The sequence below is a fragment of the Flavobacterium sp. genome, assembly GCF_043720215.1.
Classification (GTDB): Bacteria; Bacteroidota; Bacteroidia; order Flavobacteriales; family Flavobacteriaceae; genus Flavobacterium.
On the sequence record NZ_JAYSSZ010000099.1, the window covers coordinates 1 to 13302 of the forward strand.

At 32.9% G+C, this 13302-nt stretch carries 13 protein-coding genes; 6 read left to right on the forward strand and 7 right to left on the reverse strand.

From position 1 onward, the window contains the following. The 5 genes from ACHZC3_RS04760 to ACHZC3_RS04780 form a co-directional block, all read right to left on the reverse strand. A partial coding sequence (locus ACHZC3_RS04760; protein WP_394758735.1) for an RCC1 domain-containing protein occupies window positions 1-600 on the reverse strand: 600 nt, incomplete at its 3' end. Window positions 601-704: 104 nt separating this feature from the next. After that, the gene (gene rluF / locus ACHZC3_RS04765) at window positions 705-1505 is read right to left on the reverse strand and encodes a 23S rRNA pseudouridine(2604) synthase RluF (protein ID WP_394758736.1); all 801 of its coding nucleotides are present in this window, start codon (window positions 1503-1505) and stop codon (window positions 705-707) included. 178 nt (window positions 1506-1683) lie between these two features. After that, window positions 1684-2532 carry an alpha/beta hydrolase gene (locus ACHZC3_RS04770; protein ID WP_394758737.1) on the reverse strand — a complete coding sequence of 283 codons (849 nt, stop codon included), beginning with the start codon at window positions 2530-2532 and terminating at the stop codon, window positions 1684-1686. Between the two features lie 33 nt (window positions 2533-2565). Beyond that, a complete protein-coding gene (locus ACHZC3_RS04775; RefSeq protein WP_394758738.1) occupies window positions 2566-3345 on the reverse strand; it encodes a zinc ribbon domain-containing protein in 780 nt (259 codons plus the stop codon). Between the two features lie 2 nt (window positions 3346-3347). After that, window positions 3348-4463: a Nif3-like dinuclear metal center hexameric protein gene (locus tag ACHZC3_RS04780; protein ID WP_394758739.1), complete on the reverse strand. Its 1116-nt coding sequence runs from the start codon at window positions 4461-4463 to the stop codon at window positions 3348-3350. Window positions 4464-4601: 138 nt separating this feature from the next. Between ACHZC3_RS04780 and ACHZC3_RS04785 the strand changes: the two genes are divergently transcribed. Further along, complete coding sequence (locus tag ACHZC3_RS04785; protein ID WP_394758740.1) at window positions 4602-5789, forward strand: NlpC/P60 family protein; 1188 nt, start codon at window positions 4602-4604, stop codon at window positions 5787-5789. Window positions 5790-5901: 112 nt separating this feature from the next. Here ACHZC3_RS04785 and ACHZC3_RS04790 read toward each other — a convergent pair whose 3' ends face one another. Beyond that, a complete protein-coding gene (locus ACHZC3_RS04790) occupies window positions 5902-7350 on the reverse strand; it encodes a glyceraldehyde-3-phosphate dehydrogenase (RefSeq protein WP_394758741.1) in 1449 nt (482 codons plus the stop codon). A 234-nt stretch (window positions 7351-7584) separates the two neighbouring features. Beyond that, window positions 7585-8973, reverse strand: a complete 1389-nt coding sequence (locus ACHZC3_RS04795) for a Do family serine endopeptidase (protein WP_394758742.1) — start codon at window positions 8971-8973, stop codon at window positions 7585-7587. A gap of 293 nt (window positions 8974-9266) precedes the next feature. Between ACHZC3_RS04795 and dapF the strand changes: the two genes are divergently transcribed. The 5 genes from dapF to ACHZC3_RS04820 form a co-directional block, all read left to right on the forward strand. After that, on the forward strand, window positions 9267-10043 hold the full coding sequence (gene dapF / locus ACHZC3_RS04800; protein WP_394758743.1) for a diaminopimelate epimerase: 777 nt from the start codon (window positions 9267-9269) through the stop codon (window positions 10041-10043). Between the two features lie 10 nt (window positions 10044-10053). Then, the gene (locus ACHZC3_RS04805; RefSeq protein ID WP_394758744.1) at window positions 10054-10587 is read left to right on the forward strand and encodes a GNAT family N-acetyltransferase; all 534 of its coding nucleotides are present in this window, start codon (window positions 10054-10056) and stop codon (window positions 10585-10587) included. Between the two features lie 12 nt (window positions 10588-10599). Then, entirely contained in the window at window positions 10600-11631 is a 1032-nt protein-coding gene (mltG, locus tag ACHZC3_RS04810; protein ID WP_394758745.1) for an endolytic transglycosylase MltG, read from the forward strand. A gap of 338 nt (window positions 11632-11969) precedes the next feature. After that, window positions 11970-12647, forward strand: a complete 678-nt coding sequence (locus ACHZC3_RS04815) for a hypothetical protein (protein WP_394758746.1) — start codon at window positions 11970-11972, stop codon at window positions 12645-12647. 154 nt (window positions 12648-12801) lie between these two features. Next, a partial coding sequence (locus ACHZC3_RS04820; RefSeq protein WP_394758747.1) for a porin family protein occupies window positions 12802-13302 on the forward strand: 501 nt, incomplete at its 3' end.

The window sequence follows — 13302 nt, forward strand, 5'->3', positions numbered from 1 at the left end:
AGCAAGTTGCCAGTAATAGTTATATCCCCAAGCCCATAAAGATCCATCTTGTTTGATGCCAAGGGTAAAATTTCCACCTGTGCCAATCGATGTCCATAAATCAGTCCCAATTTGAGTTGGCATTAACCTGTTGGTGTAAGTCCCGTCTCCTAGTTGTCCGTAAAAGTTGCGTCCCCAACCCCAAAGCGTTCCATTCGATTTCAGTGCCATGATGTGATTAAAGCCTATTCTAAGCAACGTCCAGTTGGTTTCTGTGCCAATTTGAATTGGGACTAGCCTGTTGGCGGTAGTTCCGTCGCCCAACGTACCGTATAGGTTTGAACCCCATGACCATAGTGTTCCGTCTGATTTTATTGCAACATTGAAATGCCCGCCTGCAGCAACGGTTACCCAATTTGTATCGGTGCCAACCTGTGACTGTATGTTGCTGTCGATTATCGTTCCATTGCCCAATTGTCCATAGCTATTTCGTCCCCATGTCCACATTGTACCATCATTGCGCACTGCTGCTGTATGATAACTACCTGTTGACAGTGATTGCCAGCATTGTGAATAGGAAATAGTTGTAAATAAAATTAATGTAAATAGAGATTTTTTCATAATGTAAATTTTGCTAAGTAAATAAGTGCGGTTCTTCTAGTTTAAATGTCATGATTTCTTATTCAACCTCGGTTAAAATTGCAGCTAATTAAGAAATTGATATTTTATTTTTTAAACCCAGAATCACCTCGTTTTATAAATTCGATTCTTCTTTTAGGCGCTTCCATTTTAGGAAAACTGGCTTCTTCAGTTTTGCTAGATGGTTCGATAAGATTGTTTAATTCTTCAATTTCGGCATCAGTCAAATCTCGGTAACGACCTACAGGAACGTCTAACGAAATGTTGATGATTCGAACTCTTTTTAGTGCTGTGACTTCATAACCTAAATATTCGCACATGCGACGAATTTGTCGGTTTAAACCTTGTGTTAATACAATTTTGAACGTTGTTTTACTTATTTGTTCAACTTTGCATTTTTTAGTAACGGTATCTAGAATAGGGATTCCGTTGCTCATTTTCTGAATGAATCTATCCGTAATCAGTTTGTTTACTGTTACTGTGTATTCTTTTTCGTGATTGTTGCGAGCACGAAGTATTTTGTTTACTATATCACCATCATTAGTCATAAAAATAAGACCTTCGCTGGCTTTGTCTAATCGTCCAATTGGGAAAATTCTTTTGGGATAATTGATGAAATCAACAATATTGTAACGAACGTCTAAATTTGTTGTGCATTCGATTCCTACGGGTTTGTTGAAAGCCAGATAGACTGGTTTTTCAGTTTTTTCACGAACTAATTTTCCATCAACTCGTACTTCGTCGTGATGCGAAACTTTGGTCCCCATTTCGGGAACAACGCCATTTATCGTGATGCGACCTTCGTCGAGCAATTTGTCGGCTTCACGACGCGAGCAATAGCCTGTTTCTGACAGAAATTTATTAATACGGGTTAAGTTCTCTTCCATTTTGCAAAGATAGGGATTTCTTGGTAGGTACAGAGGTTCAAAGTCACAAGTCATAAAGTTTTAAAGTCGCAAGTATTTCTGTAATTCACTTTTAGCCCTGATGTAGTCGATATCCCACGCTTTTTTAGGTAGATAAAGGCGAGAGCAGGAAGTAGCAACTCCTGAAAATGCCAAAAAATTAGGCTTCGAATAAAAAGGTATAAATGGTTTTATACAATTCATCATCGTGCATGCTGTGTCCGAGTCCATTGGTTTTAATGACTTGTGCGGTTTTCCAGGTTTGGGCTATTTTTTTACTTTCTTCAAACGAAACGACATCATCTAATATATCGTGTGCTATTATACCTGAAATAGTTGTGTTTTGAAGTGTTTTTGCGATGGAATATTTTTCTATGTCTAGATTGTCGAACCGTTTTTTGGAATAGTTTCGTAAATATTCGTAGACTCTTAAATTTAGACCCAACATGTTGATGTAGTTTTTAAAAATAATTTTCGCATCAGATGGAGTGCCTAATAATACCATTTTTTGTATTTGATGGTTTTGATAATGGCGTTGGTAAAAAGCACATGCGGCTCCTCCTAGCGAATGTCCTACTATATATTTTGGTTTGTGAATTTCGGATATGGCGTTTATATATTTTGCGTAGGTGGGAACGTTAAATTCTCTTCCACTCGAAAGTCCGTGTGCTGGTGCATCGATGGCTATAATTGTACTTCCTGATTTTTTTAGATAAGGGAGAAAATTTTCCCAACGTGATGCATTACTTTCCCAGCCGTGAATGAGTAATATCTTATTTTCGTTTCCTAGCCAAATATAGGATTGAAAATAGTGGTCGTCTATAGTTATTACTTCTCGATTTGCTTCTAATAATATTTCGGGAAGATTTTCTGCATTAAGTCTCCCGTCTGTCGGATTTGTAAAATATTGATAGGCGAGTTCTAACGATTTTTTTGGGTATACAAAACTTAGAATATTGATATATAATCCTAGCCCTTTAGATAATATGAGATGTAAAATTTTTTTCATAAAAAAACCACGCTGTTTGCGTGGTTTAAGATATTACATTTTGGCGAATAATTTCTCCATTTTTTCTCTTTCTTCTTCAGCGAGTGAACTGTCTACTAAAATTCTTCCACTATGTTCGTCTGTAATTACTTTTTTACGTGAAGCAATTTCCATTTGTGTTTGTGGTGGAATGGTAAAGAACGAGCCTGCTGATGCACCTCTTTCTATAGAAACTACTGCTAATCCGTTTCTTACGCTAGAACGGATCCTTTTGTAAGCGATTAATAAACGTTCTTCTATTTTTGCTTCGTATTCTGATGATTTTTCAGATAAGAATTTTTCTTCTTTTTCAGTTTCAGACATGATTGCGTCTAATTCTGATTTTTTGTGTTTTAAGTGATTTGTTTTTGCTTCTAATTTTTCTTTAGATTGTGCGAAAACTTCTTTTTTGTGTTCGATTGAAGCTTTCATTTCTTTGATTTGCTTCTCAGATAGTTGGATTTCTAATTCTTGGTATTCAACTTCTTTTGTTAAAGAGTTGAATTCTCTGTTGTTACGAACACTGTCTTGTTGTTTTGTGTATTTTTTTATCGATTCTTTATGATCCTCAATAGCATTTTTCTTTTCCTTGATTTTTTCGTCCATAGAATCTAAATCAGTTTTCAATTTTTCTAAACGAGTGCTTAATCCTGATACTTCATCCTCTAAATCTTCCACTTCTAGTGGTAATTCGCCTCTTACATTTCTAATTTCGTCAATACGAGTGTCGATTAACTGTAAATCGTATAACGCTCTTAACTTCTCTTCAACGTTCAATTCTTTTGTAGCTGCCATATTTATAAGTACTTAACTGGATTTGTATTTTCTTCTGATAAAACGATTCCACAAAAAGTTGAATCGGGTGCAAAATTAATCATTTTTTTCGTAAGATAATCAAATATATAGTTTTTTGTGTATCGTTCGCTTTCAAAATGACCAATATCTGCTAAAAGTAACTGATTTTCAGCTTCATAAAACTGATGGTATTTTAAATCGGACGTCAAAAAAGCATCTGCTCCAGCCGAAATAGCATTTTTAATAGCAAAACTTCCTGCTCCACCAAGAACGGCTACTTTTTTCACTTTTTTATTCAAAAATTGACTGTGACGAATTCCACCACATTGCATTTTGGTTTTTACCAATTCTAAAAAGTCTTTTTCACTCATTTCCGTTTCGAGTTCGCCAACCATTCCCAACCCTATATTTTGATGCTGGTTTTGCAAATCGTAAATTTCGTATGCGACTTCTTCGTAAACATGATTGGTAAATAAAGCTTTTAGGATTTTGCTTTGCAAATGTTTTTCGAAAATAACTTCGATTTTTATTTCGCTGGTTTTTGTGAGTTCACCTTTTTTTCCTACTGATGGATTGCTATTTTCGTTTCCTTGATACGTGCTAAAACCTTCAGAATTGAAACTGCAATTGTCATAATTTCCTATTGTTCCTGCGCCAGCTTGTAACATCGCAATACGAATTGTATCAGCATTTTCTGGAACAGTATAAGTAACTAATTTTTGAATAAAATTTTGTTTTGGAACCAGAATTTTGGTGTTTTTTAATCCCAAAGCATCACAGAAAATTTTGTTTACTCCTTCGTGATGATTGTCTAAAGCTGTGTGAACAGCATAAATGGCAATGTCATTTTTTATAGCTTTTACAACTGCACGTTCTACATAATTTTTGCCTGTAATCTTTTTTAAACCCGAAAATAAAATAGGATGAAAGCAAACTACTAAATTGCATTTTTTAGTAATAGCTTCTTCAATCACGCTTTCTAGGGCGTCATGACAAACTAAAACTCCTGTTACTTCATTATAATAATCACCAACTAGTAAGCCAACATTGTCAAAATTTTCAGCGAAGGAGAGTGGAGCCATTTCTTCAAGAAGGGAAAGAATTTCGTTTATTTTCATTGTAACAGTTTGGTTAATTGAGGTTGTAAATTTACATTTTTCATTATTTTATTTCGTTAAAAAAATCATTATTGTTTTTCATGATTGATTTTTAAAGGTTATTTTAGCCTTTCAATTTTTCGAAAGAAAGAAAAAAACATGAAATACTTCAAATTTATACTGCTTATTTTTATTTCCGTAAATGCTTTTTCGCAAGAAAAAAACATAAAACATATTGTTGCTAGAGGAGAAAGCATTTATCAAATTGCTAAAAAATATAACGTAAATCAAGACGATATTTTTAAGTTAAATCCAAATACAAAAAGTGTTCTCAAATTGAATTCGGTTTTATTAATACCAAAATCAATTTCTGAAAATAGCGAAAACGTATCGAATATTATTCACGAAGTTTTACCTAAACAAACTTTGTACGGAATTTCGAAACAATATAAAGTATCGATTGATGACATTAAAAAAGCTAATCCAATCATAGAAAAAGAAGGTTTAGAAGTAGGATTGAAACTAACTATTCCTCAAAATGGTTTTAAGTCCAAAGTCGCTATACTAACAGAAAATATATCAGAACCTATAAAGCAAATTGAACCAGAGAATCCAATTAGAGTTTCTAATGAACAGGAAATTATACATGTTGTATTGCCAAAAGAAACAAAATATGGAATCTCAAAACGTTATAAGATTTCTATTCAAGAATTAGAAAAACTGAATCCTAAAATTGGTAGTGATTTTCCTGTTGGTTTTAATCTTTTAATAAAAAAAGGAGTTGCCAAAGAAGTTGCTACTACTGAAATTCCTGTAGATAAGAATAGTGAAGAAATTAAACTTCAAATTGAAGAAGAAAAGCAAATACAGAATCAAGAAAGTTCGCAAATAAAAGTTGTTGAAGTAATTCCTCATAAAGAGGAGGAAGTTGTTTCTGTGCCGCCATTATCGGAAGAAAATGCCTCAAAGGCTGATAAATTAGTGATGACAGCTTCTGAAAATATTGGAGTGCGATACAGAAGTGGAGGTACAACTAAAGATGGTTTTGATTGTTCTGGGTTAATGATAAATACTTTTAGTACTTACGATGTAAGATTACCAAGAACTTCCAGTGAAATGTCTCGATTTGGAACTACAATAAATGCATCAGAAGCACAAAAAGGAGATTTAATTTTCTTTAGCACAAACGGCACTGGAAATGTAAATCATGTAGGAATGATTACTGAAGTTGTTGCCGATGAGGTAAAATTTGTTCATTCTTCAGTTCACGCTGGTGTTATTATATCGTCTAATAAAGAAGCGTATTATGCCAAGAGATTTGTGAAAATAAATCGAGTTTTGGAGTAAAAAAGTATATTTATTTAAAATAAAATTAAAAAAAAATCCGCTTCGATTTCTCAAAGCGGATTCTCTATTTTCATCTCGATTGTCACACTGAGCGTAGTCGAAGTGCTATCTACTAGTAATAAGTATATCTTCTTACTTTAGCAATATATTTTGCCAAACGAATAACTTGGTGACTGTAACCATATTCGTTATCATACCAAACGTATAAGACAATGTTTTTACCATCGGCAGAAACAATCGTCGCATTACTATCGAAAATTGCGGGAGCTGATGTTCCTACAATATCAGATGATACTAATTCGTTATTTAAAGAATATTTAATTTGCTCTACCAATTCGCCTTCTAAAGCATATTTTTTCATGATGTTGTTTACATCTTCAATAGAAGTTGTTTTGCTTACTTCAAGATTCAAAACCACTAGCGAACCATTAGGAACAGGAACACGAATTGCATTTGAAGTTAATTTTCCAGCTAAACTTGGTAACGCTTTTGCTACGGCACTTCCAGCACCAGTTTCAGTTATTACCATGTTTAAAGCAGCTGCACGACCACGACGGTATTTTTTGTGCATGTTGTCTACTAAATTCTGGTCATTTGTATATGCGTGAATTGTTTCTAAATGTCCTTTTACAACACCCAAAGTATCTTCGACCGCTTTCAAAATTGGCGTAATTGCATTGGTTGTACAAGAAGCCGCAGAAAAAATATTTACTTCGTCTGGGTTGTATTCGTTTTGGTTTACACCATGAACGATATTTGGAACTCCTTTTCCTGGTGCAGTTAATAAAACTTTGTCAACTCCTTTAGATGTTAAGTGTCTTGCTAAAGCTTCTTGAGTTGTAAAAGCTCCTGTATTATCAATAACTAAAGCGTCATGAATTTCATAAGCAGTATAGTCGATGTCTTCCGGCTGATTTGCTGTGATGATATGAACGGTTGTTCCATTGATGATTAAAGCATTATTAGCAACATCGGCAACGACCGAACCTTGAAAATCTCCATGAATAGAATCGTAACGTAACAATGATGCTCTTTTTTCTAAAGAACTTGCGTCATTTTTGTCACGAGTAACAATTGCACGCAAACGCAATTGATTTCCTTTACCCATTTTCGACATTAATTCTCTAGCTAACAAACGACCGATACGTCCGAAGCCATATAAAACAACATCTTTTGGGTGAATGTCTTCTGTGTTTTTAGCATCTTTTAGCTTGTCAATCACAAATGATTTTGCATCATTGTATTTGTTGTTTTCAAGATGAAATTCGTAAGTTAATTTACCAATATCTAATTTTGATGGTGGTAAATCTAATGATAATATAGCTCTAGCAATTTCTACCGAATCAAATACTGAGATTGGTTTGTTTACAAACTCTCCCGCATATTCGTGTAGGTTGATAATGTCGCTTACATTTCTGTCGATTAGTTGGTTTCTAAAAAGAACCATTTCGATAGATTTGTCGTACCACAAATCGCTAATTATTTTTATTAATTCGACTCCAGCTCTTCTTCTGTTTGCTTGAAAAGCGATTTCTTTTTCGTAAACCGTTGTGTTGCTCATTCGTTTAGTTAAAAAGGTTATTATTTTTTGTGATGCAAAAGTATATATTTCAAACGTTTTCGTAAAGGATTTTTAGGATTATTTTATAGATTTTGTCATTTCGACGAAGGAGAAATCGCATAATTAATTTTGATGCGATTTCTCCTTCGTCGAAATGACAAACTTGTCTAGATTTATTCACAAAAAAAAACCAGCCTAAAAAGACTGGTTGATTAAAAAATGAATAAATTATTATTACAATAAAAACCTCAATATCTGACCGTTTATAGTAATAAGTTCTATTTGAGAACGTTGGCTTTCTGCTTTTTTAGACAAAACTTTGGTTACCGTTTCAATATCAGTAGCTTTTACATTATCGATGCTTAAAATCACACCGCCTTTTAGTTGTTCTGCATAACCTGAAAGTTCCTCATTGGTAATATTTTCAATTTTAACACCATATTTAATATTAAATTTCTTCATATCAACAGTATCAATATCCGCTAATTCTAAACCTTTCAAATCGTAATTGATGAGTTCTTTTTTAGTCAGTTTTACAGGAATAGTTATACTCTTTTCATCACGAATAATACCGACTTTAATTTCATCATTCGGGCGTTTTGTGTTGATGTAAGAAGTTAAATCCGCAAATGACATGATGCTTTTCGCATCTAATTTCTGAATAATATCGCCTTTTTTAAGCCCTGCTTTTTCAGCACCAGAATTTTTAGAAACCTTATTTATTAAAACACCTGTACTTTGTTTTATGCCTAATTCTTTCGAGGTAGCACTGTTTAATTCTCCAGCTTCAATGCCTAAAATACCACGTTGTACATTTCCGTATTCCATCAAATCTTCCACAATTTTACGCGTTAAATTAGACGGAACGGCAAACGAATATCCTACATAAGAACCTGTTTGAGAAGAAATCATAGTATTTATTCCTATTAATTCTCCACGAGTATTTACCAATGCGCCACCACTATTTCCTGGATTTACAGCAGCATCGGTTTGTATAAAGGATTGAATTCCGTTGTTAGACAAATCTCTCGCTTTTGCCGAGACAATTCCGGCTGTAACGGTCGAAGTCAAATTATAAGGATTTCCAACTGCCAAAACCCATTCGCCAACTTTCAGGTTGTCTGAATCGCCAAAAGTAGCATAAGGTAACTTTTCGTCGGCATCTATTTTTAGTAAAGCAATATCCATTTTGCTGTCTGTTCCAACCAGTTTTGCTTTGTATGTTTTATTACTATTTAAAGTAATTTCGAGTTCTGTAGCATCTTTTACCACATGATTGTTGGTTACAATATAACCATCGGCACTAATAATTACGCCCGAACCTGTTCCAACTTGTGTTTGCTGACCGCCACCGCCACGAGAACCATAAAAATATTCCATCATAGGATTACTCGGAACGTTATAAACAGTCATGTTTTTTACGTGCACCACCGTGTGAATCGTATTTTCGGCAGCAGTCGTAAAGTCGATATTTTCGGCAGTAAGTCCTGCATTTTTGGCATAATTACTGCTCGCAATCGACAATTTAGAGGAATTTCCCTCTTCCATAAATAATTTGTAAGCACCCAGCGTTGTAGCTCCGCTTAACAAAGACACAAAAAATAAACTCGCAAATTTTTTCATAGTTAACTATTTTTAGATTTTATATTCTAAACGTAAATTTAGAAATTTGTTGTCATCAGAAAAACAGTTTAACGCTCGTTTAACAACTTTTAACTTAACATTAATATTTGTACTTTTGTAATAGTTTTTAGGAGCACAACATTGTAGTTTCTAAGAACATCGTTCCTGCTGTACGTTGCAATCTTTTTATTTTGTCCTTCGACTCCGCTCAGGAAGACAAAATAAAAAGGATTTCCACTTCCATCAGGGCTAAAATTCAAATTAGTCGTTCTAACAGCCGAATAACCAATAAAATGAAACTCTACAAATACCAAGGAACGGGAAACGATTTTGTTATGATAGACAACCGTTTGCAAATATTTCCGAAAGAAAATACAGCACTCATTGAAAAACTTTGCGATAGAAGATTTGGTATTGGAGCCGACGGTCTTATTTTGTTAGAAAACGACGAATCGACCGATTTTAAAATGGTTTATTACAATTCCGACGGAAACCAAAGTTCTATGTGTGGCAACGGAGGACGATGTTTGGTCGCTTTTGCAAAAAAACTAAATATAATTAGCGATAAAGCAACATTTATTGCTGTCGACGGATTGCATCATGCTTCAATCGATGAAAACGATATCGTTTCACTACAAATGAAAAATGTAGATGTAGTAAATATTCATGATAATTATATTTTCTTAAATACAGGATCACCACATCACGTTCAGTTTGTTGATGATTTAGCTGGTTTTGATGTCAAAAATGAAGGAGCAAAAATTCGCTACGGTGATTTATACGGAAAAGCAGGAAGTAATGTAAACTTTGTAAGTCAAATTTCCGAAAATGAATTTTCAATTAGAACCTACGAACGTGGTGTAGAAGATGAAACACTATCTTGTGGAACAGGAGCAACCGCAACTGCAATTGCCATGAAGGCAACTGGAAAAACCAATGCAAACAAAATTATTATATATGTACAAGGCGGAAAACTCGAAGTTTCATTTAATGAAGAAAATGGAATTTTTACAGATGTTTTTTTAACAGGACCAGCAGAATTTGTTTTCATAACAGAATTAACTATCTAAATAATCTATTTTGATTACATTAAAAGGGAATAATATTTATTTGCGAGCTTTAGAACCAGAAGATTTAAACTTCGTTTTTGGTATAGAAAACAATGAAACTATTTGGGAAGTTAGTAATACACAAACTCCTTATTCTCGGTTCTTAATCAAGCAATATCTCGAAAATGCCCATCAGGATATCTATGAAGCCAAGCAATTGCGATTGGCTATTTGCAAAAATAGTGATTCAAAACCTTTAGGATTAATAGATTTATTCGATTTCGACCCTAAAAATAATCGAGCTGGAATAGGAATCGTTATCGAAAATACTGAAAACAGAAATCAAGGAATAGGAAAAGAAGCTTTGTCTCTTTTAGTAAATTATGCATTTAAGAAGTTAAATTTGCATCAATTGTATGCAAATATTGGAAGCAATAATGAAGCTAGTTTAAAGCTTTTTACTACTTTTGGTTTTCAAAAAATTGGCACCAAAAAAGATTGGACTTTTCACGAAGGAAAATACTTTGATGAAGAATTGTTTCAGTTAATAAATACAAAAATTTAAAAAATATACGTTTTGAATAAAAAGAAAATTGCCCTTATCGTTACATTAATCTTAGTAGCTTCTGTAGCTATTTACGGTTATGTTAATATATTTTCAAACAATACAAAATTCGACAAAAATGAATTGTATGTCTTTATACCAACTGGATCAACTTACGAAGATGTGCTTAAAATTGTCGAACCGAATGTAAAAAACATTAATAAATTCAAATTCGTTGCCGAAAAACGTTCTTATAATGAGAATGTTTTCCCAGGAAGATTTTTGTTTAAAAAAGGAATGAGCAGTTTTCAGATGATTACTGCACTTCGTCATAACGAACCGTTAAATCTAGCTTTTAACAACCAAGAAAGTTTAGAAAAATTAGTTTCTCGCCTTTCATCTCAAATGGAGGTAGATAGTACAACACTTATAAATAGTTTGCGAGATACCGTTTTTATGAAGAAAAATGGTTTTAATAATGAAACTATTCTAGGTATGTTTATTCCGAATACGTATGAAGTAAAATGGAACATTTCCGCGGAAAAATTCCGTGAAAAAATGGCAAAAGAATATACTACTTTCTGGAATAATGATAGATTAGCAAAAGCCAAAGCATTAGGAATGACTTCACAAGAAGTGATTACATTAGCATCAATCGTGCATAAAGAAACAGTAAAAGGCGACGAACGTCCTCGTGTTGCTGGTGTTTACCTAAATAGACTAAAATTAGAGATGCCTTTGCAAGCCGATCCAACCATAATTTTTGCATTAAAGCGAAGAGACAACGATTTTAATCAAGTTATAAAAAGAGTACTTTCTGGCGATTTGCAAATAAGTTCACCGTATAATACATACCTAAATATTGGTTTACCTCCAGGTCCAATTGCTATGCCCGATATCTCAGCAATTGACGCAGTTTTGAATGCTGAAAAACACGATTATATTTATTTCTGTGCCAGTGTAGAACGTTTTGGTTACCATGAGTTTGCAGCAACTTTTGCAGAACATGGAGTTTGGGCAAAAAAGTACCGCGAATGGATTGCAAATCAAGGTGTGAAGCGATAATTAGTTTTATAAAAATCCTTAAAAACCTAGATTTCTTGACTTCTATGCTTTGAGAAGTGGATTTAATTTGTAATCATCTAAATTATTACTTGTATTATTGTGAATAACTAATGTTAATTGACAATTTTTCAGTAACTGATCTAATATTAAATTTAAAATTTATTTGAAAGTTTAAACTTACATTAGTGTAATTGAATTTAGTTAGATATCAAAAATATATTTAAGATAAGTAATTGACTGCTAAAACCATATAAAATTGTTAATAACTTCTATAAAACAGTTCATAACTCAAGTTCTATTTGTATAATTTTACTGAATAAATTTTAAAATTAAAAAAAATGAAAAAAGTATTATTATCAGCAGTAGCTGTATTTGCATTTGGATTTGCTAACGCACAATCTAACGAAAAAGGAACTATGCATGTTAATGTGATAGGAGGATTTTTATCAGGAAATTACACAATTCAAGGTGATGAGGCTGGTTCAATTAAAGAAAAAGCAACTGCAACTGGAGCTCAATTTGGAGCTAATTTTCAGTATGGTATTGCAGAAAGTTTTAGTGCTGGTATTGGACTAGAATTGGGTACAACTGTATTAGCATATAAATCTTTTGATGCTGAGAATTACGGTTATACAAACCCATCATTATCTACTTTTAAAGTAAATTTATCAGGTAGATATTACTTCTTGAACGAAGATAAGTTTAATATTTTTGCTGGACCATCTATTGGTTATACAACCGGTAAAGACAAAACTGCTGTTTTAGGGATTGAAATTGGAGATAGTAATAAAACTAAATATTCTGGTTTAAACTATGGTGTTAATGTTGGTGGTAACTACTATTTCTCTGATCATGTAGGTGTTATTTTAAATTTAGGTTATGAAGGAAACAACTTAAAATCTACAGAGACTGATACTTATACTGATTTTGATGGTACTATCGTTACTGATACTTATCCTGGAAAAGCTACACTTGGTGGAGTTAAAGTTATGGCTGGATTAGCTTTGAAATTTTAATCTAAACCAAATTATATATAAGGAACCACGCCATCGGCGTGGTTTTTTTGTTTAAAATTGTTGATAATTATTGTTAATAACTATGTAAGTCTTAATATTTACAATATTTATATATGATTAATTTTAACCTAATTAATTTTTAAAATAAATAAAAATGAAAAAAGTACTATTAACTGCAGTAGCAGTATTTGCATTTAGTTTTGCTAATGCACAAGAAGTAAAATTTGGAGCTAAAGCTGGTTTAAACATGTCGTCATTAAAATCATCTGGTTTTGGTGATACTAAATCATTGGTTGGTTTTCACATCGGTGGTTTGGCTGAAATTAAGTTAAATGATAAAATGAGTATCCAACCCGAATTATTATATTCTCAAGAAGGTGGTAAATACGAATTTACAGATAATATATTTGGAACTGTCTTAATATATAATCAAGAAATTAAATTATCGAAAATAAACATTCCAGTTTCTTTTAAATATTATGTTATTGAGCGTTTGAGTATTGAGGCTGGACCTCAGTTTGATTTTATATTAAAAGCTAAATCAGAAGCAAATGCAAATTTACCAGAATTCTCATCAAAACTAGAAAATAATACAGATTTGTCTAACTCTACTTCTGTAGCAACGTATATTGATACTACTGACGGAAGTGTTCAA